Annotated in this window: 20 protein-coding genes; 9 read left to right on the plus strand and 11 right to left on the minus strand. The window is 68.9% G+C overall.

Translation table 11 applies throughout. The annotated features are described in order from the left end of the window. Positions 1-2 precede the first annotated feature (2 nt). Complete coding sequence (locus G6N45_RS23330; protein WP_163725364.1) at positions 3-683, plus strand: HAD family hydrolase; 681 nt, start codon at positions 3-5, stop codon at positions 681-683. On the opposite strand, the gene G6N45_RS23335 is transcribed toward G6N45_RS23330, so the two are convergent. Beyond that, entirely contained in the window at positions 673-3,498 is a 2,826-nt protein-coding gene (locus G6N45_RS23335; protein WP_163725366.1) for an MMPL/RND family transporter, read from the minus strand. The genes G6N45_RS23330 and G6N45_RS23335 overlap by 11 nt on opposite strands. 236 nt (positions 3,499-3,734) lie before the next feature. Here G6N45_RS23335 and G6N45_RS23340 point away from each other — a divergent pair, with 236 nt between their 5' ends. After that, the gene (locus G6N45_RS23340) at positions 3,735-4,685 is read left to right on the plus strand and encodes a DNA polymerase domain-containing protein (protein ID WP_163725369.1); all 951 of its coding nucleotides are present in this window, start codon (positions 3,735-3,737) and stop codon (positions 4,683-4,685) included. Here the strand turns inward: G6N45_RS23340 and G6N45_RS23345 are convergent. The 5 genes from G6N45_RS23345 to G6N45_RS23365 form a co-directional block, all read right to left on the minus strand. Continuing rightward, a complete protein-coding gene (locus G6N45_RS23345) occupies positions 4,682-4,996 on the minus strand; it encodes an STAS domain-containing protein (protein ID WP_163725373.1) in 315 nt (104 codons plus the stop codon). The two genes, G6N45_RS23340 and G6N45_RS23345, sit on opposite strands and share 4 nt — an antisense overlap. Further along, the gene (locus tag G6N45_RS23350) at positions 4,996-9,141 is read right to left on the minus strand and encodes a SpoIIE family protein phosphatase (RefSeq protein ID WP_163725376.1); all 4,146 of its coding nucleotides are present in this window, start codon (positions 9,139-9,141) and stop codon (positions 4,996-4,998) included. Before G6N45_RS23350 ends, G6N45_RS23345 begins: the two co-directional genes overlap by 1 nt. After that, entirely contained in the window at positions 9,138-9,503 is a 366-nt protein-coding gene (locus G6N45_RS23355; RefSeq protein ID WP_163725379.1) for an STAS domain-containing protein, read from the minus strand. The genes G6N45_RS23350 and G6N45_RS23355 overlap by 4 nt, the downstream gene beginning before the upstream one ends. 45 nt (positions 9,504-9,548) lie before the next feature. Continuing rightward, a complete protein-coding gene (locus G6N45_RS23360) occupies positions 9,549-10,232 on the minus strand; it encodes a PAS and ANTAR domain-containing protein (RefSeq protein ID WP_163725382.1) in 684 nt (227 codons plus the stop codon). 80 nt (positions 10,233-10,312) lie between these two features. Next, the gene (locus tag G6N45_RS23365) at positions 10,313-10,621 is read right to left on the minus strand and encodes a DUF4242 domain-containing protein (protein WP_057146543.1); all 309 of its coding nucleotides are present in this window, start codon (positions 10,619-10,621) and stop codon (positions 10,313-10,315) included. Between the two features lie 170 nt (positions 10,622-10,791). Between G6N45_RS23365 and G6N45_RS23370 the strand changes: the two genes are divergently transcribed. Beyond that, positions 10,792-13,398 carry a helix-turn-helix transcriptional regulator gene (locus G6N45_RS23370; RefSeq protein ID WP_163725385.1) on the plus strand — a complete coding sequence of 869 codons (2,607 nt, stop codon included), beginning with the start codon at positions 10,792-10,794 and terminating at the stop codon, positions 13,396-13,398. A gap of 108 nt (positions 13,399-13,506) precedes the next feature. Further along, positions 13,507-14,361, plus strand: a complete 855-nt coding sequence (locus tag G6N45_RS23375; RefSeq protein WP_163725388.1) for a class I SAM-dependent methyltransferase — start codon at positions 13,507-13,509, stop codon at positions 14,359-14,361. A gap of 23 nt (positions 14,362-14,384) precedes the next feature. On the opposite strand, the gene G6N45_RS23380 is transcribed toward G6N45_RS23375, so the two are convergent. Beyond that, positions 14,385-15,746, minus strand: a complete 1,362-nt coding sequence (locus G6N45_RS23380; RefSeq protein WP_163725391.1) for an APC family permease — start codon at positions 15,744-15,746, stop codon at positions 14,385-14,387. Between the two features lie 102 nt (positions 15,747-15,848). Here G6N45_RS23380 and G6N45_RS23385 point away from each other — a divergent pair, with 102 nt between their 5' ends. The 4 genes from G6N45_RS23385 to G6N45_RS23400 all read left to right on the plus strand — a co-directional run bounded on the left by G6N45_RS23385 (position 15,849) and on the right by G6N45_RS23400 (position 18,875). Then, positions 15,849-17,015 carry an LLM class flavin-dependent oxidoreductase gene (locus G6N45_RS23385; protein WP_163725394.1) on the plus strand — a complete coding sequence of 389 codons (1,167 nt, stop codon included), beginning with the start codon at positions 15,849-15,851 and terminating at the stop codon, positions 17,013-17,015. Positions 17,016-17,021: 6 nt separating this feature from the next. After that, a complete protein-coding gene (locus G6N45_RS23390) occupies positions 17,022-17,828 on the plus strand; it encodes an aminoglycoside phosphotransferase family protein (protein ID WP_163725397.1) in 807 nt (268 codons plus the stop codon). Between the two features lie 18 nt (positions 17,829-17,846). Continuing rightward, on the plus strand, positions 17,847-18,380 hold the full coding sequence (locus tag G6N45_RS23395; protein ID WP_163725400.1) for a nuclear transport factor 2 family protein: 534 nt from the start codon (positions 17,847-17,849) through the stop codon (positions 18,378-18,380). Positions 18,381-18,443: 63 nt separating this feature from the next. Then, positions 18,444-18,875: a VOC family protein gene (locus G6N45_RS23400; RefSeq protein ID WP_163725406.1), complete on the plus strand. Its 432-nt coding sequence runs from the start codon at positions 18,444-18,446 to the stop codon at positions 18,873-18,875. Between the two features lie 7 nt (positions 18,876-18,882). Here G6N45_RS23400 and G6N45_RS23405 read toward each other — a convergent pair whose 3' ends face one another. Further along, complete coding sequence (locus G6N45_RS23405) at positions 18,883-20,013, minus strand: DUF1214 domain-containing protein (RefSeq protein ID WP_163725409.1); 1,131 nt, start codon at positions 20,011-20,013, stop codon at positions 18,883-18,885. After that, positions 20,010-20,579 carry a TetR/AcrR family transcriptional regulator gene (locus G6N45_RS23410; protein WP_163725413.1) on the minus strand — a complete coding sequence of 190 codons (570 nt, stop codon included), beginning with the start codon at positions 20,577-20,579 and terminating at the stop codon, positions 20,010-20,012. Before G6N45_RS23410 ends, G6N45_RS23405 begins: the two co-directional genes overlap by 4 nt. Positions 20,580-20,691: 112 nt before the next feature. Between G6N45_RS23410 and G6N45_RS23415 the strand changes: the two genes are divergently transcribed. Next, positions 20,692-21,870: a sulfotransferase family protein gene (locus G6N45_RS23415; RefSeq protein WP_163728948.1), complete on the plus strand. Its 1,179-nt coding sequence runs from the start codon at positions 20,692-20,694 to the stop codon at positions 21,868-21,870. Here the strand turns inward: G6N45_RS23415 and G6N45_RS23420 are convergent. Continuing rightward, positions 21,863-23,542: an alpha-amylase family protein gene (locus G6N45_RS23420; protein ID WP_163725416.1), complete on the minus strand. Its 1,680-nt coding sequence runs from the start codon at positions 23,540-23,542 to the stop codon at positions 21,863-21,865. The genes G6N45_RS23415 and G6N45_RS23420 overlap by 8 nt on opposite strands. Then, positions 23,539-24,528 carry a TIGR03885 family FMN-dependent LLM class oxidoreductase gene (locus G6N45_RS23425; RefSeq protein ID WP_163725418.1) on the minus strand — a complete coding sequence of 330 codons (990 nt, stop codon included), beginning with the start codon at positions 24,526-24,528 and terminating at the stop codon, positions 23,539-23,541. Before G6N45_RS23425 ends, G6N45_RS23420 begins: the two co-directional genes overlap by 4 nt. Between the last annotated feature and the right edge of the window lie 52 nt (positions 24,529-24,580).

Genomic DNA, 24,580 nt, shown 5'->3' on the forward strand with positions numbered 1-24,580 from the left:
CGATGACGTCAGCTCGGCCCGCGGTGCTGTTCGATGTGGACGGCACCCTGGTGGACTCCAACTATCTACACGTCCACGCCTGGATACAGGCCTTCCGCGCCGAAGGCGTGCCCGTGGAGGCGTGGCGGATCCACCGATGCATCGGCATGGACGGCACCACTCTGCTGCACACCCTGGCTGGCGACGCCGATGACGACGGCCGGGAACAGCTGAAGGAGCGGCACAGCGCGTTCTACAAGGAGAGCGCGCACCTGCTCACTCCCCTGCCCGGCGCCCGTGAGCTGTTGCGGCGGGTCGCCGAGCTGGGGCTGCAGGTGGTGCTCGCGACCTCGGCGCCGGAGGACGAGTTGGCGCTGCTGCGCAGGGTTCTCGACTGCGACGACGTGGTGTCGGAGGTCACCTCGTCCCAGGATGTCGACACGGCCAAGCCCAAGCCCGACATCGTGGAGGTGGCGCTCGAGCGGGCCGGCGTGACCAAGACCGGCGCCGTGTTCGTCGGCGACGCGGTGTGGGACTGCGAAGCCGCCCGCCGCGCGGACGTCACCTCGATCGGCGTCCTCAGCGGCGGGGTGTCGCGCGGTGAACTGACCGAGGCGGGCGCGGCAGCGGTGTTCGAGAACGCCGCCGAACTGTTGGCCGAGCTCGACTCGACCCCGATCGGGAAGCTGCTGGCTAGCGGCTGAGCCCGGCGAGCCTGCGCTGCGACGCCAGGCTCTGCACCCGCTGCGGCCACCAGAACCAGCGGCCCAGCATCGCGGCGATCGCCGGCGTCATGAACGAGCGCACGATCAACGTGTCGAACAGCAGCCCGAGCGCGATCGTGGTGCCCACCTGGGCCATCACCGCCAGGTCGCTGAACGCGAACGACGCCATCGTGAAGGCGAAGACCAGGCCGGCCGACGTGACCACCGAGCCGGTGCCCGCCATGGCGCGGATGATGCCCGTCTTCAGGCCGCCCGCTTTCTCCTCTTTGAACCGGGACACCAGCAGCAGGTTGTAGTCCGAACCGACCGCCAGCAGCAGGATCACCGACATCGGCAGCACCATCCAGTGCAACTCGAGGCCGATCAGGTGCTGCCACAGCAGGATCGACAGGCCGAAGGACGCACCGAGCGACAGCAGCACCGTGCCGACGATCACCGCCGCGGCCACCGCGCTGCGGGTGATGATCAACATGATGCAGAAGATCAGCGTGACCGCGGCGATCCCGGCGATCAACAGGTCGTAGTGCGAGCCGTCCTTCATGTCCTTGTATGTGGCGGCGGTGCCGGCGAGATAGACCTTGGCCCCTTCGAGCGGGGTGCCCTTGATCGCCTCCTTGGCCGCCGTCTTGATGGGATCCACGCGGCTGAGACCCTCGATGGTCGCCGGGTCACCCTCGTGGCTGATGATAAAGCGCACCGACTCGCCGTCCGGTGAGATGAACTGGTCGATACCTCGCTTGAAGTCCTTGTTGGAGAACACTTCCGGCGGCAGATAGAACGAGTCGTCGTTGCGGGAGTCGTCGAAGGCGTCACCCATCGCCGACGAGTTCTCCTGCTGGGCCGCCATCTGGTCCTGCATGCTCTTCTGCGACTGGTACATCGTCAGCATCATCGACTTCATCGACCGCATGGTCTCGATCTGGCTGGGCAGCAGTTCGACGAGCTGCGGCATCAGCGTGTCCAGGCGTTCCAGGTCGGGAATCAGGTTGGCGATGTCGTCGGTCATCGTGTTGATGCCGTCGAGGGTGTCGAACACCGAGCGGATCGCCCAGCAGGCCGGGATGTCGTAGCAGTGCGGCTCCCAGTAGAAGTAGCTGCGCAGCGGGCGGATGAAGTCGTCGAAGTCGGCGATGTGGTCCCGCAGTTCGGCGACGTCGACGGCGGTGTTCTTGGTCTTGAGCACCATCTGGTGCGTGGTGTCGCGCATCTGCTGGGTGACGCTGTACATCTTCTGCATCGTGTCGACGGTTTTCTGCATCTCGTCGGCCTGCACGAGCATGTCGGCCATCCGGTCCTGCTGATACTTCTGGTTCAGCTGCGTGAGCGTGCCCTGCATGCTCATCTGGAACGGGATGGTGCTGTGCTTGATCGGCTTGCCGTCCGGACGGGTGATCGTCTGCACGCGCGCGACCCCGGGCACCTTGAAGATGGCCTTCGCGATCTTGTCGATGACGAGGAAGTCCGCCGGGTTGCGCAGGTCGTGGTCGCTCTGCACCATCAGCAGGTCGGGGTTCATCCGCGCGCTGCCGAAGTGGCGGTCGGCCGCGGCGTACCCGACGTTGGCGGGAATGTCGGAGGGCAGGTAGTTCTTCGCGTCGTAGTTCGTCTTGTATCCGGGCAGGGTCACCAGGCCGACCAGTGCCAGCGCCAGCGTCGCGGCGAGCACCGGCCCGGGCCAGCGCACCACCATCGTCCCGATGCGCCGCCAGCCGCGCGAACTGATCGCCCGCTTGGGTTTGAAGGCGCCGAACCGGCCGGCCACTACGACCATCGCGGGGCCCAGGGTCGTCGCCGCCAGCACGGCCACCAGCGTGCCGACCGCACACGGCACGCCGAGCGACTGGAAGTACGGCAGCCGGGTGAAGCTCAGGCACAGCATGGCGCCGGCGATCGTCAGCCCGGACCCGAGGATGACGTGCGCTGTGCCATGGAACATCGTGTAGTACGCCGACACCCGGTCCTCGCCGGCGCCCAGGGCTTCCTGATAGCGGCCGATCGCGAAGATCGCGTAATCGGTTCCGGCGGCGATCACCATCAGGACGAGGAGGTTCACCGCGAAGGTCGACAGGCCGATGATGTCGTTCGTGGCGAGGAGGGCGACGATCCCGCGGGCGGCGCCGAGTTCGATGAACACCATGAACAGGATCAGCAGCATGGTCACGATCGACCGGTAGACGAGCAGCAGCATGATCGCGATGACGCCGATGGTGATGAGTGTGACGCGGAAGATGCTCTTGTCACCGGCGTGGTGCTGGTCGGCGATCAGCGGTGCCGGGCCGGTGACGTAGGTCGTCATCCCGGCCGGGGGCGGTGTGGTGTCGATGATCTCGCGCACCGCCGCGACCGACTCGTTGGCCAGCGGCTCACCCTGGTTGCCGTGCAGATAGATCTGCACGTAGGCGGCCTTGCCGTCGGCGCTCTGGGCGCCGGACGCGGTCAGCGGATCACTCCAGAAATCGGCGACGTGCTGGATGTGGGTGGTGTCGGCCTCGAGTTTGTCGACCAGCGTGTCGTAGAACCGGTGGGCCTCGTCGCCGAGTGGCTGATCCCCCTCGAGCACGATCATGGCAGTGCTGTCGGAGTCGAACTCCTCGAAATTCGCCCCGATCTGTTTCATCGAGACGTAGGCGGGCCCGTCCTTGGCGGCGAGACCGACGGTGCGATCCTCACCGACCTTCTCCAGCGACGGGACGAAGACGTTGGTGGCGATGGTCAGCAGCAGCCAGCCGAGCAGGATGGGCACAGCGAGGACGCGGACTATCCGCGCAACCCCCGTGCGCTCATTTCCCGTCATAAAGTGCCCCCATCAGGCCTGACAGGGCCCATTGCGGGCTCACACGGGAGCCGCTCGCGTACTGCTCCGCGCGTCGAGTGTCATACAACTAGCTAATCAAAGCATCTGCTGTCAATCGAGGCAGACGATACCGTTGACAGCGATTCCTCAGGTCCCCGCGCGGCCGCCGTAACCGACGCGTTCTGGCTCGGCGCAGGCCGCAACCCGGATCGCCGTCGGCTCCGTAGGCTGGACGGATGGCCGGGGAGGAGCGCGCCGGGGTCGAGCTGACCCACCTCGATCAACCGCTGGCGAGCGACGCCGGTGCCACCAAGCGCGATCTCGTCGACTATCTGGACGCCGTCGCCGACCGGATCCTGCCAGTGCTGACCGGGCGGCCGCTGACGGTGCTGCGCGTGTTGCGCGGCCGGGCGCCCTTCATGCAGAAGAACGTGCCGAAGTACACGCCCGACTGGGTGCGCACCGTGGCGATCTGGGCGGAGTCGTCGCACCGCGAGATCCGTTACGCCATCTGCGACGACCGGCGCACCCTGCTGTGGCTGGCCAACCAGCGTGCCGTCGAGTACCACCCGGCCCTGGGCCTGGCCGAGGAGATCTACCGGCCGACGCACCTGATCCTGGACCTCGACCCGCCCACCGGCGAGGATTTCGCCGCGGTGGTCGCCGTCGCCGGGCTGGTACGGCAGGCGCTGCGGGACGCCGGTTTGGCGGGGGCCGTCAAGACCAGCGGATCGCGCGGCCTGCACATCTTCGTGCCGATCGACGACAGCGCCCCGGTCGACGATGTCGCCGCGGCGACGCGCGCACTCGCCGCCCGCGCTGAGGCGCTGGACCCCTCGATCGCCACGACCGCGTTCATCGTCGCCGACCGCGCCGGCAAGGTCTTCGTCGACGCCACGCGCGCCGGCGGGGCGACGGTGGCGGCCGCCTACAGCCCCCGGCTGCGGCCGGGCACGCCGGTGTCGTTCCCCGTCGCCTGGTCGGACCTGGAGCAGGTGACGCCGGCCGACTTCACGGTCAAGACGGCGGTCGCCCTGCTCGACGGGCGCGACCCGTGGGCCGAGGCGATGCCGGCGCCGCAGCGACTGCCCGAGGAGTTGATCGCCCACGGCAGGACCATCCCGGTCGCCCGGGTGTCGGCAATGCACGAGGGCAAGCGACGGGCACGCGCCCGCCGGGGTGACTAGTCGGAGCCTGCAGGCTTCACCGTGACCACGTTGGTGAGGCCGCTGACCGTGAGCACCGACATCAGGATGGGATTGGCGACCACGTCGATGGCGTCGGCATGCTCGAACAGCACGTTGATCGCAGCGCTGTCGAGGTAGTCGACGCTGCTGAGATCGACCTGCAGCGCCGTGCCGTCGACACGGTCGCGCACCGCTGCGCTGATCGCCCCGGTGAACTCGGCGATGTTGCTCAGGTCGAGCTCGCCGACTGCCGTCAGCACCACGGTGCCGTCATCCCGACGGTCGGTGCGCAGCCGCAGCGAAGTCGCCATCATCCAATCCTCGTCTGCATGTGCACCGTGGTGCCGGTCGCCTGGGAGTCGATGGTGACATCCTGCATCAGCGCCCGCATCAGCCCGAGGCCCCGTCCGCGGTGCAGCGCAGGCGCGTCAGCCGGCGCCTTCCAGGTCCCGGTGTCGATGACGGTCACGTGCAGATCGTCGGCGAACGCGGTGGCCTGCAACCGCACCGTCCCGCCCGGGTGGTCGCGGTGGCCGTGTTCGATCGCGTTCGCGAGCGCCTCGCCGGCGGCGATCAACACGTCGAGGGTCTGCTCGGCGCCGACGCCGGCGCTGCCCAGCCAGCCGCGCAGCGCGGTCCGACTGCCCGCCAATTCGGTGACGTCCGCGGGGAATTCGAGTTCGAGCGGCGCGGGCTGACGGTAGAGCAGCAGGGCCACGTCGTCGTCGTAGCCGCCATCCGGCGTCAGCCGCGCCATGATCACGTCGGCCAGTTCGTCGAGCGCGGTCGCCCGGTTCTCTCCGACGACGCCGGTGGCCCGGGCGATGCCGTCGTCGATCGACTCGCGACGTCGCTCCACCAGACCGTCGGTGTAGAGCAACAGGGTCGCGCGGGGCGGCATCGTGACGCGCGTTTCGGGTCGGCTGTCGGCGAACCTGACCGCCAGCGGCGTCGAGCGGGCGTCGTCGAGAAGTTGGGTGGTGTGGTCGGCCAGCACCAGGATGGGCGGGGGGTGCCCCGCACAGGAATACACCAGCTCCCCGGTCCCCGGGGTGAGCATGGCGCAGAACACCGTGGTGCAGCGCGCACCGGGCAGCCGCGCCGCGAACCGGTCGAGTGCAGACAGTGCCGCCGCCGGGCTGGGGTGCTCGAGCAGCAGCGCCCGGCACGCGCTGCGAAGCTGCCCCATCACGGTGGCGGCGGCGAGGCCGTGTCCGACGCAGTCCCCCACGATCAACCCGATCCGGCCGTCGTCGAGGTCGACCACGTCGTACCAGTCCCCGCCGACCTGCAGCGGCCGGGTGGCGGGCTGGTAGCGCACCGCGAACCCGGTCGAGAGCGCCGGACCGAGGATCGCGTGCTGCAGCGCCAGGGCCGTCTCCCGCTGCTGGTCGATCTGGTGCACGCGCTGCAGCCCCTGTCCGAGCCTGCCCGCGAGCACCGTGAGCAGCGTGTGGTCCTCGGAGGTGAAGCGGCGCTGCTCGAACAGCTCGATGTACATCACCAGCACACCGCGGGGGTGCCGCAGGGCCACCCCGGCCGCCCCCGGTTCCGATGTCGCCGGGTCGAGCAGATCGTCGTCGCGCAGTGCGGTGATCGCCCGGCGGGAGCGGGGCGACAGATCGTCCCAGCCCGCGACGGCCTCCCCCACGCACACGACCTCCGGCGTCGGTGTCCGGCCTCCCGCACCGGAATCGTCGGCCGGCATCGTGACGGCCAGCACCCGACGGGCATGCCACACCGCGCGCAGCTGCTCAGCGGCGGCCAGCACCGCGTCGTCGAGCGTATCCGCTTGTGCCAGAGCATCACTGAGCGAGGCCAGCGCGGTCTCCCGTTGCACCACATAGTGCTCGGCCGAGACGTCGCGCATCGTGCCGACCACGACTTCGCGGCCGGTGCCGGGATCCTCGGCGTGGGTGAACGTGGCCGTGACCCACAACCGGTGCCCGTCCCGGTGGGTGACCGGAACCTCGACGATCGTGCCGTGCGGCTGATCCATCAGGCTGCCGAACGCCTCGGTGACCTCCCGGTGCGCGTCGGCGTCGGTGTCGGCCGCCGGCCACCACGGGTACATCGGTTCATAGGGCAGACCGGAGGCGTCGAAACCGAGGATGTCGGTGAACGCTCCGTTGATCTCGACGACGGCGCCGCTCTCGTCGCACACGAAGAACGCTTCCTGCAGCGAATCCACCAGTGCCGTACGCCACCGTGCGTGATGGTCACGCAGCCGGGCCAGTTCGACATTCGCACGGACCCGGGCGAGCAACTCGGCCGCGGCGAACGGTTTCACCAGGTAGTCGTCGGCGCCGGCCTGCAGGCCGCTGATCGAGGCCTCCTGACCGGCGCGGGCGGACAGCAACAGCACCGGCACCGCGGCGGTGCGTCGGTCGGCGCGTAGCGCGCTCACCAGCGCCAGCCCATCGAGGCCGGGCATCATCACGTCGCTGACCACCATCTCCGGCGGGTTGGCGCGAATGGCGTCGAGAGCCTTCCGTCCGTCGGTGACCGCGTCGACCTGATAACCGTCGGAGCGCAGCAGCCTGGTCAGGTAGTCCCGCATGTCGGCGTTGTCGTCGGCCACCAGCACCCGGATCGGCGCTCCGGAACTCGTCGCCGTCGCCGGGGAAGACGTTGACGCCGTTGTGAGAGCGGGCTTTTCGACATCATCGGTCGGGGTCCAGCGCAGCGCCTCCTCCACGTAGGCGTTGGCACCGTTTGCGATGCGGTGGCTGAGCGTCGAGGCGATGGCGTCGGGAGGCAGATGTGCGGTGCCGAACGGCAGCCGGATGGTGAAGGTGGTACCGGAACCGTGCGCGCTGTCGACGTCGATGGTGCCGCCGTGCAGTTCGATCAGTTCCTTCACCAACGCCAGGCCGATGCCGCTGCCCTCGTGGGACCGGGCCGCCACGTTCTCGATGCGGTGGAAGCGCTCGAACAGTCGGGGGATCTCGTCGGCGGCCACTCCGATCCCGGTGTCGGACACCACGATCACGGCGTCCTCGCCGTCGCGGCGAACGCGCACGGAGATGGTGCCCTCGAACGTGAACTTCAACGCATTGGACAGCAGGTTGAAGATCACCTTCTCCCACATGTCCGTGTCCACATAGACCGGCTCGTCCTGCGGCCGGCAGTCCACGGTGTAGGTCAGGCCGGCCCGCTCGACGGCGGACCGGAACACGCTGGCGAGTTCCGCGGTGAGGAAACCGATGTCGACCGGCGCATAGTTGGCCTGAGTGCGACCCGCTTCGATGCGGGAGAAGTCGAGCAGCGTGTTGACCAGCTTGGTGAGCCGTAAACCGTTGCGCCACACGACATCAAGCTCAGCGCGGGTGGCGGGGTCGAGGCCGTCGCGGCGCCGCAGTTCGGCGACGGGGTCCAGGATAAGCGTCAGCGGGGTACGGAACTCATGGCTGATGTTGGAGAAGAACGTGGTCTTCGCGCGGTCGAGTTCGGCGAGTTCCTCGGCCCGCCGCTGCTGGGCCCGGTAGCTGCGGGCCAGGCTCACACCCGCGGCGATGTGGCCGGCCACCAGACTGACGAAGCCGCGGTACACGTCGTCGAGCGGGCGGTAGCGGTTCAGCCCGGCGACCAGGAATCCCAGTGGCGCCCCGGCCTGTTGCAGCAGCGGTGTCACGAGCGCCTGCGCCGGCGGGTCCCGCCACTTTCCTGTCGGCATCGGCGGGAAGGAGCCGAGGTCGACGACCACCGTCTCCCCCGCGGCAGGTTCGGCGGCCGGCCAGATACCGCCCCCGGCGCCGATCACCGCTGGGGCGGCCGGATGGTTCGCGCCGACACCGCTCATGCCGACCAGCCTTGCGCTGCCGTCCTTTTCGAACAGATATGTCAACGTGAACGGCAGGTCGCGCTGGTTCTGGCCCAATTGCCGGTCGGCGAAGGCCAGGATCTCGGTCTCGGTTCGGGCCACGGTGGGGTCCGAACCCAGGTCCCGCAGCGTCGCCATCTGCCGCTCGCCGATCACGCGCACGGTGTCCTCGCTGACGACGCACAGCATTCCGACCACGTCGCCGGTGTCATCGCGCAGCGGGCTGTAAGAGAACGTGTGGTAGGTCTCCTCCAGGTACCCCGAACGCTCGAGGAACAGCAGCAGCGAGGCGTCCCAAGTCGCGTCGCCGGTCGTCATCACATGCTCGATGCGCGGATGGACGTCGGGCCAGATCTCCGCCCAGACCTCGCGCGCCGGACGGCCCAGCGCCCAGGGATACTTGCGGCCCAACGTGTCCCGGCGGTACGCCTCGTTACAGAAGAACGTCAGATCCGGTCCCCACGCCATCCACATCGAGAAGCGCGACGACAGCAGGATGCTCACGGCGGTCTGCAGGCTCTGTGCCCAGCGGTCGGGCGTGCCGAGAGGGGTGGCCGCCCAGTCGACCCGGGCGAGGTCGCGGCCGACCTCGCCGCCGGGTGCGAAAATCCCGATGTCGTCGGGGCCCGTCACGACGGACCGACGTCTGCTGCGAGCGCATCCGCGACGGACGGATAGGGACGCAGCACCGTGTCCAGCTTGGTGACTTCGATAGGCCGGACCACCTCGGGATTGGTGGCCACCACCCGCACCGCGATGCCCTCGGCGAGTCCGCGCTCATAGCAACCGAGTACGGCGTTCAGGCCGGCGCTGCCGAAGTACGTCACGTCGGCCAGCTCGATGACCAAGGCCCGCACCGGCGCCGACGCGCTCGCCTGCAGCCCACCGTCGAGTGCGTCGACGAGCCGGTCGACGGTGTTCGAATCGACTTCTCCCCGGACGCACACCACCACCGCGCCACCGTCAACTTCCTGCACGACGTCCAGCTGCCCCACACACCCTCGTATACGCGACCCGCGGTACCACCGCCAACACCGACCTCACGAGCGCTCGGTGCGGGAGCCGACGCGCTCGTGAACCGTGAGCATCACATGGTCGAACTGACGGCGCAAGGAATGCCCGCTCACCTCGATGCCGGCCAGTTCGGCGACGAGTTGGGCGGCCAGCGCCCGCAGTTTGGTGTTGGTCTGCTGCGAACGCCAGAGCAGCAGTTTGAACGCCTGGTCGGCGTCGACACCGTACACCAGCATCAGTGCGCCCTTGGCCTGTTCGATCGCGGCCCGGGCCTCGAACAGATCGGGAAGCGACTCGTCGAGCGCCGCTCGGCGGGCGTTGTCGAGGGTCTCGGTCAGGTCGACGTAAAAGCCCTCGGTGCCGACCACCGCACCGCCACTGTCGTACATCCGGTCGGCCAGGACGATGACGTTGTGCTCGGCGCCATGGGTGTCGACGAATCGGTGCCTGCTGGAGAACGAGCCGCCGACGTGCAGAGCATGGTCGAGCAGCTCCTGGACGTGGCGCCGGTCCTCCGGATGCTTGTGGGACAGCAGCAACTCGGTGGTGGGGACCACGGTGCCGGGCTCATAGCCGTGCATGCGGGCGAGCTCGTCGGACCACTCCCACCGCTGGCCGACGAACCAGAAGCGGAATCCGCCGGCGCGCAGATCCCCGGCGGCGTACGGCGGATCCTCCTCGGGGGCGGACGCAGGGGCGGGATCCGGCATTGCAGCATTATTCCACCCCGCGGCCGCGCGCAAACGTGTTCAGAGGTTACGGCGGGGCGCCACACCGGATCCCGGCCCGGTCACGCCGTGGCGGGGCTACCCGGTCGGTTCGCCGCCGCGTCGGCGCTGTGCGGCCCGAACTCGTCCGCGACCGGCACGACGAGGTCGGCCGGGAACCCGCCGCGACGCGCATGCTCGCGGATGGCCTCCTCGTCGTCGGCCTCGTGGATGCAGTAGATCTTGTCGCCGGCGACGTAGCTGGTGATCCAGCGATACGGCACCCCGAGTGAATCCACTGCGGCGTTGGACGTGCAGGCGATCTCCGCCAACTGCGCTTCGGTCAGCTCCGACGCGCCGGGGATCTGTCGCTCGATGAGGAATCTCGGCATGGCTTCTCCTGTTCATGACCACTGATGCCCGGCAGCGCCGGACACGATTCACACTGGCCGCTGCGCCCGCGGTCCGTCATCGGTAAGAACTCCCCATCTCTGTGTCGCGGGGCGCCCTTGCCCTGCCGTTTTCCCTGGTGACGCGCCCCTCTAGTCGATACGATCGACCGGTGACGCTCACCGGACGCGAGCGCGAACTGGACCAGCTCGCGGCCATGGCGGCCGGGGCCCGGGCGGGCCGGGGCGGGGCGGTCATGGTGTGCGGAGAATCCGGCGCGGGCAAGACCACCTTCGTCGAGGAGTTCGTGCGCGGGCTCGCCGACGGCACCCGGGTGCTGTGGGGCGCCTGCGACCCCCTGTCCACCCCGCGGCCACTGGGACCGCTGCTCGATCTCGCGCACGGCTTGTCAGCGACCACGCGTCAGCAGCTCGTCGAGAGCACCCAGCCCTACGACATCTTCGTGTCGGTGTTCGGCGACCTGCGCAGCCAGCCGTCGGTGCTCGTGCTCGACGATCTGCAGTGGGCCGATCAGGGCACCCTCGACCTGTGCCGGTTCCTGCTGCGCCGCGCCGCGCAGTCCTCCCTGCTGACGATCGGGATCCTGCGCGACGACGAGCTCGGCGTCACCCACCCGTTACGCGGTCTGCTCGGTGACGTCGCACGTTCCCCGCACGCGCAGTCGCTCACCGTGCCCCCGCTGACCGTCGACGTCATCGCCACGCTGGTGGCGGACCGCGACGTCGACCCCGTCTGGCTGCACCGCATCACCGGCGGCAACGCGTTCTTCGTGTGCGAGATGCTCGACCACGACTGCTCGGACGGCGCCGATCTGCCGACGACGGTGCGCGACGCGATTCTGGCCCGGACCGCCGATCTGGACGCCACTGCCTGGGATCTGCTGCATCTGCTGACCTGTGCACCGGGCGCCATCGGCGACCGGCTGCTGGTCGGCCTGGGTGTCACGCTGCCCGCGCTGCGCGCGCTGCATCAGGCGAAGCTGATCCGCCGGGACGCCCGCGGCGTCGCGTTCCGTCACGACCTGTGTCGGCGCGCGATCTCCAGCGTGATCCCCCCGGGCGCCGAACCCGGCTTGCACCGCAAGTTCATCGACGTCCTCGACGATGCGGTGAGCCGAGATCCCGCGGTGCTCACCCACCACGCACTCGGCGCCGGTGACACGACGCTGGTCGCCACGGCGGCCGCCGAGGCGGGCAGAGCCGCCGCGCGCGCCGGCGCGCACACCCAGGCGTGCGAGTTCTTCCAGATCGCGCTGCGGCACGGGGGGCTGCACGGCGACGCGACCGAAGCCGGATTGCTCGAGCTGCTCGCCGCGGAGTACTACCTGACCGACCGGCTGGCCGACGCCATCAACGCCTGCCGGAGGGCGATGCTGTTGCGCCGCGCGATGGGGTCGTCGGTCGGGGTGAGCGCGAACCACCACGCGCTGGCGGTCTACGAGTGGTACAGCGGCAATCGCGTGGCGGCCGACAGGCATGCCGGCGACGCGGTTGCCGCACTGGAAAACATTGCTGTTCAAGGCGATTCGCAGGAGCAGGTGCAACTCGGACACGCGCTGGCGATGCAGGCCTTCCTGGCCGTACAGGCCAGCCACATCGACGATGCGCAACACACCCTGGCGCGCGCCCGCGAGATCGTGACCGCCACCGGCGACGCGGACCTTTCGGTGCGGGTCGAGTTGATCGAGCACTACTGCGCAATCCTGCACGGCGACAGCGACGCCCGGCACCGGCTGCTGGCGGTGCTGGCGTCGGCGCCGCGGCACATCGACGAGACGTACTCGAGCGGCTACACCAACCTCACCTACTTCGACGTCGAACAGCGCCGGCTCGGACCGGCCGGGGATCTGCTCGACGAGAGCATCCCGCTGATGGTCGAACACGACCTGCCGATCTGCCGGATGGTGCAACTCGGATCCCGCAGCAGGTGGGGTCTGCTGGTCGGCGACTGGGATGCCGCGCTGACCGACGCCGATGTGGTGCTGGACAGTCCCAGCGCTCCGCTGGCGCGGGTCTGGCCACTGCTGATCCGCGGCATCGTCACACTGCGCCGCACCGGCGCCGACACCGGCGACATCGACGAAGCCTGGGAGCTGGCATGCCGGTTCGGCGAGATGATCCGAATGCTGCCCGCCGCATGCGCGCTCGCCGAGCGGACGTGGCTGACCGGTGTGCACGACCCGCGTCTGGAACACTGCCCCTCGCTGCTCGCGACCGCTCCGGTCAGCGGCCTCGAGTGGGCACGCGGCGAACTGGCGGCGTGGTGGTATCGCCTCGGCGCGCACCCTCCCGACCCGAGCATAGCGGGAGCGGCCGAACCCTACGCGCTGCTGCTCGACGGCCGGTTCGACGCGGCGGCCGAAGCCTTCGAACGCCTGTCGGCGCCGTATGACGCGGCGCTCGCCCTCTTGGATGCGGGTGTCGCCGCGTCGACACGCAGGGCTCTCGACGTCTTCGACCGGCTAGGCGCGGACAAGGTGGCCGCGAAGGTGCGCTCGGATCTGCGTGCGGCAGGGGCCGCCGCGATTCCCGGCCCCCGGCGTGCGACCACCCTCGGCAACCCTGCCGGGCTGACCAGCCGCCAGGTCGACGTGCTGCGTCTGCTCGCCGACGGTCTGACCAATGCCGAACTGGCCGATCGACTGTTCCTGTCGGTCAAGACCGTCGACCATCACGTCTCGGCAATCCTGACCAAGCTCGACGTGACGAGACGGCGCGATGCGGTGCGCCGTGCGCGCGAGACCGGGATCCTCAGGTAGCCGGTCCGTTCGACATAGGTAGTCACTACCGATGACGGCGCCGCGCCGGCGGCCGACCATCGAGGGAGCCGGGCACCCAGGCCCGGCCGGTGATGGAGGAGTGGACCGATGGGTGATGCGACGACGGTGTCGCCGGCCGAACAGGACGCGGCACGAGCGTTGAAAGCCAAGCACCGGGCGCTGTGGGCCTCGGGGGACTATCCCGCCGTCGCGGCGGACCTCATTCCCGGCCTGGGCGCGCGGCTGGTCGAGGCGTGCGGCGTGCGGACCGGGCAGCGTGTGCTCGATCTCGCCGCGGGCACCGGCAACGCCGCGATCCCGGCCGCGGCGACCGGGGCGACGGTCACCGCCAGCGATCTGACGCCGGAGTTGTTCGACGCCGGCCGTGCGCTCGCCGCGCAGCGCGGGGTCCAACTCGACTGGGTGGAGGCGGACGTCGAGGCGCTGCCCTTCGCGGACGACGAGTTCGATGTCGTGATGTCCTGCGTCGGGGCGATGTTCGCACCACACCACCGCGTGACGGCCGAGGAGATCGTCCGGGTGGTCCGGCCCGGCGGGACGATCGGGATGATCAACTGGACGGCCGACGGTTTCATCGGCCGATTGTTCGCGACCATGAAGCCGTACGCTCCCCCGCCTCCACCCGGAGGGAGCCCCGCACCGCTGTGGGGCGACGAGGGCCATGTCCGCGAGTTGTTCGGCGACTCCGTCACCGACCTGACGCTGCGCCGCGAGACGGTGGTGATGGACCGCTGCGCCACCCCGCTCGAGTTCCGTGAGTACTGGAAAGCCAACTACGGCCCCACCATCGCGACGTACCGCTTCAACGAAAGCGATCCCGAGCGGTCGGCCGCCCTAGACGCGGACTTCCTCGCCCTGCTCGAACAGGCTGACACCGCGACTGAATCGGACCGCACCGCCTACCCCGCCGAGTATCTGCTGGTGACGGCGACCAAGCGGTAGGGCGCCCTACAGCATGTCGCTCATCAATCTCCGGTCCGGTTACCGCTGCGGCGACGGGCCACCGTGCGCGCCACCACATACAGCACGACACCGACCACCAGCAGCACACCGGCGAACAGCCACACCGTCGCACTCTGCTGGGTCAACAGCAGCACGCACGACGCGACACCGAGGACCGGGACGAACGTCCACACCCGGAAATGCGGATGCCCGACGTGGTCGCGGCGCAGCACCAGCACCGCGACGTTGGTGGACAGGAAGACGAACAACAGCAGCAGCACCACCGTCTGGGCCAGCGTCGACAGATCGCCGACGAGGGTCAGCATCATCGCGACCACCGTGGTGGCGACGATCGCCACCCACGGGGTGCGGCGGTTGGGCAGCACCCGGGTCAGCACACCCGGCAGCAGGCCCTGCTCGGCCATGCCGTACGTCAGCCGGCTCGACATGATCATCGTGAGCAGTGCGCCGTTGGCGACGGCGATCAGCGCGATAAGGCTGAAGACCCAGTCCGGGATGCCGGCGCCGGACGCGCCGACGACGGCCAGCAGCGGGCCCGTCGACTCCGACAGTTCCTCGGGGGGCAGCGCGATGGCGCTCGCGAGACCGACCAGGGCGTACATCACTCCGGCAGTGATCAGCGCGCCGAACAGGGCCCGCGGGTACACCCGGCTCGGATCCTTGATCTCCTCGACCACGTTGGCCGACGTCTCGAAACCGACGAACGAGTAGTACGCGATGATCGCGCCGCCCAGGATCGCAAGCGCCGGGGGCGACCCGTCGGGGAACTCGACGACGCGGCCGACGTCGCCGTCGCCCCGGCCGAGCATGACGGCCACCACGGCGATCACGATCAGCAGACCGGACAGCTCGATGACCGTCATCACCACGTTCGTCTTCAGCGACTCGCTGATCCCCCGGGCGTTCAGACACGCCACCAGCACCAGGAACACCAGCGCAGCGGGGACGACGGGCACGTCGACGAACGTCGCGAGGTAGTCACCGGAGAACGCGAGCGCCAGTCCGGCGGCGCTGGTCACGCCGGCGGCGAGCATCGAGAAACCCACCAGGAACGACAGCAGGGGCTTGCCGAAGGCGCGATCGGCGAAGACCGCCGCTCCCCCAGCGCGCGGATACTTCGTCACCAACTCGGCGTACGAGCCCGCGGTCAGCAGAGCCATCAGCAAGGCGATCACCAGAGGCGCCCAGAGCACGCCGCCGACCTCGTCGGACAGCACCCCCATCAGTGCGTAGATCCCCGCGCCCAGCACGTCGCCGAGAATGAACAGGAACAACAGCGGCCCGGTGATCGACCGGGCGAGCTTGGTCGGCGCGGCGGTGTCGACGGCCCACGCGGTGCCGGTCTCCGAAGACGTGTGAGACATGCGGTGTCCTCTCTCGGGCCCATGACAGGCCGGTCCGCCGGAATCTGTACCCGTTGCGCGGACTTCTAGGCCCCGAGCCGCCGCGGAGGCCAGAATGAGCGCATGCGCTTCGGGAACTTCATGGCACCGTTTCACCCCACCGGACAGAATCCGACCCTGGCCATCGAACGGGATCTCGACCTCGTCGTGGCGATGGATCGGCTCGGATTCCACGAGGCGTGGATCGGCGAGCACCACTCGGCCGGCTTCGAGATCATCGCCTCACCCGAGGTGTTCATCGGCGTCGCGGCGGAGCGGACCAAGCACATCAAGCTGGGCACCGGGGCCAGCTCGCTGCCCTACCACCACCCGCTGATGCTCGCGGATCGTATGGTGCTGCTTGACCACCTGACCCGCGGCCGGGTGATGCTGGGGTGCGGACCGGGCCAGCTCACCTCCGACGCGCACATGCTCGGCATCCCGGCCGACGAGCAGCGCCCCCGCATGGAGCAGAGCCTCGACGCCATCATGCGGCTGCTGCGCGGCGAGACCGTCACCATGCACACCGACGGGTTCACGTTGCAGGACGCGCGACTGCAGTTGAAGCCCTACAGCGATCCGTGTTTCGACGTCGCGGTCGCGGCGTCGTTCTCGCCGACCGGCCCGCGCGGCGCGGGGCGGCACGGCATCGGCATGCTGTCGATCGCCGCGACCGCAAGGCAGGGCATGGACCTGTTGGCACAACACTGGAAGACCTGGGAGGAGGTGGCCCTCGAGCACAGCCATGTCGCCGACCGGTCCAAGTGGCGGCTCGTCGGCCCGATGCACCTGGCCGACACCCGGGAGCAGGCCGAGCGGGACGTCGCTTACGGCATCGCGGAGTTCTCCCGCTATTTCAGCCACATCCTGCCCGCAGGGCCGGTGCAGGGCGACACCGTCGAGGAGATCATCGCCAACAACCGGGAGTCGGGCTTCGCGGTGATCGGCACACCCGAGGACGCGGTCGCCAAGATCGAAGAACTCGTCGAGGCGAGTGACGGCGGTTTCGGCGCCTTCCTGCTCTTCGACCACGACTGGGCGCCGCCTGCGGCGAAGCTGCGCAGTTACGAACTGTTCGCGCAGTACGTGATCCCGCACTTCACCGGAGCGCTCGCCGCCCCTGCCGCGTCGCGCGACTGGGTCACCGACAGCGGACGCGAATTCGTCGACCGCGCCGCCCACGCGATCGGTAAGGCGATCGAGGACCACGCCGCCGAGCAACAGGCCAAGCACACTCCGGCCACCCCGTAGCGCGTCTTGACCGCCGGGCCCGATCCGACCGCACTGGCGCAGCACCGGCTCGGGCAGTGGCGGTTGCGCGCCGACGGACCGGTCGAGCGCACCGCCGACGCGCTGACCCTGCCGGTACGGACGGCGGACGGGACGCCGGCACTGCTCAAGATCGGTGCATCGGACTCCGAGCACCTGGTGCTGCGCCGGTGGGGCGGCAACGGTGCGGTGCGGCTGCTGCGCGCCGACCCGCACGAGCGGGCGCTCCTCACCGAACGGGTGACGCCGACGACACTCGGCGCGCTGCCCGACACCGAGGCGTGCGAGATCGTCGCGGGACTCTACGCCCGCCTGCACGTTCCCGCGCTGCCCCAATTACCCTCGGCCACAGAGGCTTTGCGACGCTGGGCGGACCGACTGCGCGGTCTCGATCTCAGCGTGCCGGTGCCGCGCCGCTTGACCGAGCAGGCCCTGGCGCTGACGCGCGACCTGACCGACGACGCATCGGAGGTGGTGCTGCACGGCGACCTGCACTTCTCCTCGGTGCGCGCCGCCGATCGGGAACCCTGGCTGGCCGTCGACGCGCGCCCGGTCAACGGTGATCCGCACGACGAACTGTCCCCGATGCTGCTGCACCGCTGGGACGACTACGCCGGGCACGTCCGCGACGGTGTGCGGCACCGCTTCTGGACGCTCGTCGACGCCGCCGGCCTCGACGAGGACCGGGCCCGCGCGTGGGTCGTGGTGAGGATGGTCCAGTTCGCCACCGACTCCGGCGTGGATGCCGCTGCGGTGACCCGCTACCTGGCGATCGCCAAGGCGGTGCAGGACTGAGCCGCTTACGGTGAGACGATGACCGACCCGGTGCTCCAGGAGATGCTCGACGAGTTCGCGCTGCGCAGGCTCGTGCACCGCTACTGCCGCGCGGTCGACCGCGGTGACGCGGCGGCCCTGCGCGGCCTCTACCACCCGGACGCCACCGACGCGCACAGCGGATTCTCGGCCGGCTCGGCCGCCGATCTCGTCACGCAGATCATGGCCGCGCGCCCGTACCTGCGGTCCATGCAACACCACGTGACCACGATGAACTTCGCCGTCGACGGCAACGTCGCCGAAGGGGAGATCTACATGCTGGCGACGCACACCCTCGACGCGGGCGATCGCGACGTCGACGTCGTAGTCGGCGGCCGCTACCTCGACACGTACGAAAAACGCGACGGCGAGTGGAGATTCAGCGCGCGGAGCATCGTGACCGACTGGGCGCGGGTCAACGACCCGTCGGCCACCGATCTGAGCCACCCGATCACCCGTGGCACCGCGACGGGAAGCCCGGGTACCGACGATCCCTCGCACCGGTTCTTCTCGCTGCTGACCGGCGGCGCATGACGATTCGATGAACACGGGGCCTGTCGCGCGGGAATCGGCGTCCAACCGGGTACCGATGGGGGCATGGCTCTGGTCAACAGCACGGGTTTCGCCCACGTCCGCATCACCGTCACCGACATCGTGCGATCCAAGAAGTTCTACGACACGGTGTTCGGGTGGCCCCTGGTCGTCGACGCGTCGTCCATGGCCGATGATCCGGGTGTCGCGGAATCACCGGAGCGGTTCTTCGGCGGTGCGGTCTACCAGACGCCGCAGGGCACCCTGTTCGGCCTGCGACCCGGGGGCAGCGGCGGCTTCGACCCCCTGCACACGGGACTCGACCACGTCAGCTTCGCCGTCGCGAGCAGGTCCGACCTGACGGCCGCCCAGGCGGCGCTCGAGGACGCCGGCATCGACCACGGTGCCATCACCGTGCTCGAAGACGCGGGGATCGCGATCCTGTCATTCCAGGATCCCGACGACATCAACATCGAACTGACCGCGCCGCTGACCTGAGCGTCGCTCAGAACACCGCGGTCGGCGCCTCGGCCAGCGCTACCAGCGCCGTGTCCGGTCGCGCCGGCACGTTGTCGGCATGGAACCACCGAAACGCGAAGTTGCCCCGCGGGTAGTCGACCGTCGAGACCGAATTCGGATGTGCAGTAGGCCCTTTCGCGATGACGATCGTCACCGATCCGTCGCTGTTGGGCACCGCGGTGTGACCGTTGACGGACACCCTCGCGTCGGTCACGATGTGCCCGCCCATGAACTGGTTCCACACCACCATGTTCCAGAACCGGCACTGCGGGGGGCGGTGGGTGACGACGAGTGCTTCGTCATCGCCGAGAACGAAACTGCCGTACGAATAGCAGGCGTCGCGGGCCGACCAGCCGAAGTTGCCGTCCGGCACCTGATAGGGCTCCCCGAACTCGTTGGCCACCTGGGTGACCTCGTGCCCGAGCGCATGGGCGTCGTCGACGCGCGCCCCGACCGCAAGCGGCACGATCGCGAACATGGTGCGCAGCCAGGCCGCACACGCCCTCAGCGCCGCCGCCGTCTCCTGGTCACCGTGGCGGATCGGCTCCGGGTCGTCGAGTGCCTCGATCTGCCAGCGCACCGGCCGGCCCGCCACCGGATCGACTTGATAGTCGCGCGTCACCAGCACCGCCATGCCCGGCAGCGGCCCGATCTCGAAGGAGAAGTCGCCGGCGGCGTCGATGCTTCCCGCGCTGTCCAGGTCGCTGTCGTTGACAATGCGCACCACGCGGTCCGACCAGCTGCCCGGGGCGGGCTCGTTGTAGGCGGTCACCGAGAAGTACACGCTGTCACCGCGATTGCCGCTGATGCGATAGCGGCGGCGCTCGTCGACCGGGCACAGGTGGTACCACGCGTCGGTGTTGTCCCCGCCCCAGCGGCGGTCGCGCCGGAAAGGGGTGTTCAGTTCGATGAACTGCGGCCGGCTGGGCTCGGCGAACAGATAGGTGTCGAACGCGACGCCGAGAGTGGTCGCCAGCATCCGATATCCGTCGGCGAGGTTCCGATCGTCGACGACCGCGCGGTCGCCCTCGGTGAAGCTTCGGTCGAGCCTGCCGAGCGTCTCGACCAATTCCCGCCAGGCCGAGCCGGATTCGCTGTCGTGGTGGTCATCAGTCACGTGCTGATTCCTCTCATGATCAGGGTCGCGGCGCGATCCAGCCAGTCGTCGCCCGGGGCCGCGCCCCGAGTCAGCAGCGACACCAGCGTGATTCCGGCGACGGCCTCGGCCAACTCGCCGGCGGACACGTCCGGTCGCACCTCGCCGCGCGCGACCGCGTCGCGCAGGAAGTCGCCGAGTCCGCTGGTGATGACGTCGCCGAATCTCTCGAGCAGTGCGGCGTGCAGGGTGGGGTCGGCGGCCATCTCACCGATCAGCCCGGGCAGCGCGGCGCGAGCGGGCGCGAGGATCGCCGCGACGCGTCGCACCATCTCGCGGATGTCACCGGCCAGCGACCCGGTCGACGGGATCTGCGTCGCCTCCCCAATCGGGAACACCGCCTCGTGCACCAGGTGTGCCTTGCTGGGCCAGCGCCGGTAGATCGCAGGCTTGCTGGTGCCGGCGCGCCGGGCGATGGCACCCACCGACAGCTCGGCATAGGGCACTTCGCCGATCAGTTCGGCCGTGGCCGTCAGCACGGCCTCGTCGATCTGCCGGCTGCGTGGCCGGCCAAGGTCTGTCGCCATTACGTGACTCAGAGTAACATAAGTGGCTGTGACCGAAACCGCAGGCGATGTCATCGTGCTCGACGATCTGGCCGCGCCACAGTACAGCGTTGCGGCCCAACAGGTTCGGGAGATGATGGCGTCGATGGCCGCCGAATGTCCCCTGACCTCCGACGCGCTGCACGCCGCGGCCCGGCAGGCCACCGGGCTGGACGACTTCGGCGCCGACGACTACCGCGAACGGCTCGACATCTACCTCGGCGCGCTCACCGAGCTCGACGACATGCACGCTCCCGGCCGGGTGAACTTCTTCAGCCAGCTCTCGCAGTGGCTGAAGAACCGGTTGCTGCTCACCGATCTCCTGCGGCGCCATCCCGAGATCGAGGACATCGAACTGGCGCCGCCGGTGGTGATCGCCGGATTGCCGCGCACCGGGACCACGCACCTGCACAACATGCTCGCCGCGGGACCGACGTTCCGCACGATGCAGTACTGGGAGAGCGTGGAACCGTTCCCACTGCCCGCCGAAGACGGCATCGAGCCCGATCCGCGGCGGGCCAGGATGGAGCTGGCGGTGTCGATGATGGACCTGCTGATCCCCCACTTCCGCAGCATGCACGAGATGACCACCGATCACGTGCACGAGGAGATCCAGCTGCTGGCCAACGACTTCTCCTCGATGCTGATGGAGACGCTGGCGCACGTGCCGGCCTGGCGGGACCACTACATGCGGTCGGATCAGACGCCGCATTACGAGTACCTGCGCACCCAGCTCAAGGCCATGCAGTTCCTGCGCGGTGGACGCCGCTGGCTCCTCAAGTCACCCCAGCACCTCGAGCAGTTGCCGGTGCTGGACCGGGTGTTTCCCGGCGTGGTGGTGGTGTGCACCCATCGCGATCCGGTGCCGGTGGTGCTGTCGATGCTGGCGATGGTTGTCTACGCGGCACGGATGTACAGCGCGGCGCCACCGGTTCGCGCGATCGCTGCCGCATGGGTCGACCGGCTCGAGCTCATGCTGGCAACTCTGATCCGCGACCGCGACCTCATCGGACCCGAACGGTCGACCGACATCCGGTTCGACGATTTCATGGCCGACCAGGTGGGGACCGCCGAGCAGGTGTACGCGCTCGCGGGCGAACCGATGACCGACGAGGCGCGTGCGGCCATCGACGCCTATCAGGTTGCCCACCAACGCAACCGGTTCGGAAGGGTGGTCACCTCCTGCGAGATGTTCGGCGTCGAGGAACAGGACCTGATCCGGCGGTTCGCCCCCTACGCCGAGCGCTTCGGTGAGTCCAGTCCGCTCAGATGATCGGGTCGTCGCCGGGCCGACGCAGCCGGAGCCACCGATAACCGTAGGCGTCCAACTGGAGGTCGATCTCTCCCTTGGCGTCGAGCGAATGCTCGGAGAGGCCGTCCAGCAGATCGACGAGGACACAGCCGGGCTGCAGGTCGTCGAGGGCTATCGGCACGATGGCGGCCTCGGCCCCGAAGTTGTGCAGGGCGAGCATCAACCAGCCGGACTCCTCCCGGCACACGTGGGCGAGCACCGCCCGGTGCGGCTGCTTGACCACCTCTACCGTCGCCCAGCCGATCTCGGGCTGCTGGCGGTAGGTGTAGATGAGGTCGCGGATGAACCACCAGAAGGAGCCGTGGTCGTGACGCTGATCGGCGACGTTGACACGGTCGGGGCCGTAGAGCCCGTCGGGTAGCGGGCGGGGCAGCCGTCGACGAGGCGCGCGGGAGAAGCCGCCGTTGTCGCCACCCGTCCACTGCATCGGTGTCCGTACCGCGAATCGCCCCGGGATGTCGAGGTTCTCGGCCATCCCGATCTCCTCGCCGTAGAACAACACCGGTGTCCCCGGCAGGGAGAATGCCAGCGAGTACGCCATGCGCATCCGCCGTTCGTCCCCACCGAGCATCGACGGAAGCCGGCGCCGAAGGCCCCGGCCGAAGAGTTGCATGTCGGGGTCGGGACCGAACGCGTCGAAGACTTCCCTGCGCTCACTGTCGGTGAGCTTGTCGAGGGTCAGCTCATCGTGATTGCGCACGAAATTGGCCCACTGGCTGGTGATGTCGAGGACCGGACGCTGGCGCAACGCCTTGGCGATCGGCCGGGCGTCGCCGCGGGCGAGGGAGAGGAAGATGTTCTGCATTCCGATGAAATCGAACTGCATGTTCAAACCGTCTCCGTCAGCCCCGCCGAAGAACTTCTTCTGCTCCCGGTAAGGGACGTTGACCTCACCGAGGAGCACGGCGTCGCCGAGGCGCCGGGTGACGAAATTGCGTACGTCACCCAGGTATCGGGTGGGATCGAAGACGCCCGGGTCTCCCGGCGCACCGTCGTCGGCGAACAGGAACGGCACCGCATCGACCCGGAATCCGGAGACCCCGAGCGCGAGCCAGAACCCCAGGGTGCGCGAAATCTCCTCCTGAACACGAGGATTGGCGATGTTCAGGTCAGGCTGATGCTTGTAGAAGTGGTGCAGGTACCACTCGTTGGTTCTGGGCTCGAGTTCCCAGATACTGTCCTCCTGGTCCGGGAAGACGACGTCCTTCGCACTCGACGCCGGCTCGGTGGAGCTCCAGACGTAGTAGTCGCGATACGGGTCGTCCTTGCTGCGTCGAGCGGATTTGAACCAGGGGTGCGCATCTGAGGTGTGGTTCATGACGAAGTCGACGACGACGCGGATTCCGGTGGACCGGGCCGTGCGGACGAGTTCGACGAAGTCGCCGAGATTACCGAGGCGGGGGTCGACCCCGAAGAAATCCGTGATGTCGTAGCCGTCGTCCTTGCGGGCGGTCGGATAGAAAGGCATCAGCCACAGGCAGGTCACTCCGAGATCGAAGAGGTACTCGATGCGCTCGGTCATCCCCCGGATGTCGCCACAACCGTCACCGTTCCAGTCGTAGAAGGTCTCGATGTCGGCGCAGTAGAAGACGGCGTTCTTCCACCACAGGTCGCCCGTCTCGATGGTCCTCATGCCGACGCCGTCGCCGGTTGCGGCGCGGTGGGCGACAACTGCGACAAGACGTGCTGCCCGAACGCATCGATGAACGGGGCCTGGTGTCGGCCCACGAAATGCAGGTACAACTCATCCCATCCCTGATCGATGTCGTGCTGGAGCCATTCGGCGTGCTGGTGCAGATCACTCGAGACACGCACCGACTCGGCGACCCGCTCGGGGCTCACCGCTTCGCCGATGACGTCGAAGGCTTCGACGGTCTCGGTGTCCCAGCAGACCGGCGGGGCGAAGACGTTGTTGCGCCACTGGTCGTGCGCGATGGCCAGCGCCTCGTCGTCGGTCGGCGCCCAGCTGAGGTGGATCTGAAGCCGGGCGGGGCCCCGGCCTCCCGCTTCTCGGTAGGCGTCGAGGACCCGGCGGGGCTTGTCGCCCGGCTGGTTGACCGTGATCAGACCGTCCGCCCACGCGGCGTGCCGGGTTGCGGTGTGCGGGGTCACCGCCGGGCCGACCAGGTCGGGCACGGTATCCGGCAACGTCCACAGGCGCGCTCGGTTGACGTGGACGAGACCGTCGTGGGTGACCTCCTCGCCGCGCAGCAGCCGCCGGATCACCTCGACGCACTCCACGAGCCGGCGATCGCGAACCTCCTTGCGCGGCCAGACCTCACCGGTGACCCGCTCGTTGGACGCCTCACCCGAGCCCAGGGCCGCCCAGAACCGGCCCGGGAACATCTGAGCCAGCGTCGCGATCGCCTGGGCGATGATCGCGGGGTGATAGCGCTGGCCGGGCGCATTCACGACGCCGAACGGCATCCGGGTCGTCGCCAGCGCCGCCCCGAGAAACGCCCACGCGAAGCCCGACTCGGCCTGTCGTTCGCTCCACGGACTGAAGTGGTCAGAGGACATCCCCGCGGTGAAGCCGGACTGTTCGGCCAGTTGGACGTCGCGCAGGAGCTGTGCGGGATCGATCTGCTCGTGCGAGCAATGGAATCCGATGACGGTCATAACGGGGTGGCTACCCGTTATCCGGCGGGTTTACGTCCGCGTCAGCGATCGG

Source organism: Mycolicibacterium psychrotolerans (assembly GCF_010729305.1).
Lineage (GTDB): Bacteria > Actinomycetota > Actinomycetes > Mycobacteriales > Mycobacteriaceae > Mycobacterium > Mycobacterium psychrotolerans.

What these genes read in the sequence shown, in the direction of transcription:
- G6N45_RS23380 (WP_163725391.1), bottom strand. Translation starts at nt 15,746, where the DNA reads ATGTCTCACACGTCTTCGGAGACCGGCACCGCGTGGGCCGTCGACACC.
- G6N45_RS23340 (WP_163725369.1), top strand. Translation starts at nt 3,735, where the DNA reads ATGGCCGGGGAGGAGCGCGCCGGGGTCGAGCTGACCCACCTCGATCAA.
- G6N45_RS23420 (WP_163725416.1), bottom strand. Translation starts at nt 23,542, where the DNA reads ATGAGGACCATCGAGACGGGCGACCTGTGGTGGAAGAACGCCGTCTTC.
- G6N45_RS23415 (WP_163728948.1), top strand. Translation starts at nt 20,692, where the DNA reads ATGATGGCGTCGATGGCCGCCGAATGTCCCCTGACCTCCGACGCGCTG.
- G6N45_RS23375 (WP_163725388.1), top strand. Translation starts at nt 13,507, where the DNA reads ATGGGTGATGCGACGACGGTGTCGCCGGCCGAACAGGACGCGGCACGA.
- G6N45_RS23360 (WP_163725382.1), bottom strand. Translation starts at nt 10,232, where the DNA reads ATGCCGGATCCCGCCCCTGCGTCCGCCCCCGAGGAGGATCCGCCGTAC.
- G6N45_RS23335 (WP_163725366.1), bottom strand. Translation starts at nt 3,498, where the DNA reads ATGACGGGAAATGAGCGCACGGGGGTTGCGCGGATAGTCCGCGTCCTC.
- G6N45_RS23400 (WP_163725406.1), top strand. Translation starts at nt 18,444, where the DNA reads ATGGCTCTGGTCAACAGCACGGGTTTCGCCCACGTCCGCATCACCGTC.
- G6N45_RS23425 (WP_163725418.1), bottom strand. Translation starts at nt 24,528, where the DNA reads ATGACCGTCATCGGATTCCATTGCTCGCACGAGCAGATCGATCCCGCA.
- G6N45_RS23365 (WP_057146543.1), bottom strand. Translation starts at nt 10,621, where the DNA reads ATGCCGAGATTCCTCATCGAGCGACAGATCCCCGGCGCGTCGGAGCTG.
- G6N45_RS23410 (WP_163725413.1), bottom strand. Translation starts at nt 20,579, where the DNA reads ATGGCGACAGACCTTGGCCGGCCACGCAGCCGGCAGATCGACGAGGCC.
- G6N45_RS23345 (WP_163725373.1), bottom strand. Translation starts at nt 4,996, where the DNA reads ATGGCGACTTCGCTGCGGCTGCGCACCGACCGTCGGGATGACGGCACC.
- G6N45_RS23395 (WP_163725400.1), top strand. Translation starts at nt 17,847, where the DNA reads ATGACCGACCCGGTGCTCCAGGAGATGCTCGACGAGTTCGCGCTGCGC.
- G6N45_RS23330 (WP_163725364.1), top strand. Translation starts at nt 3, where the DNA reads ATGACGTCAGCTCGGCCCGCGGTGCTGTTCGATGTGGACGGCACCCTG.
- G6N45_RS23385 (WP_163725394.1), top strand. Translation starts at nt 15,849, where the DNA reads ATGCGCTTCGGGAACTTCATGGCACCGTTTCACCCCACCGGACAGAAT.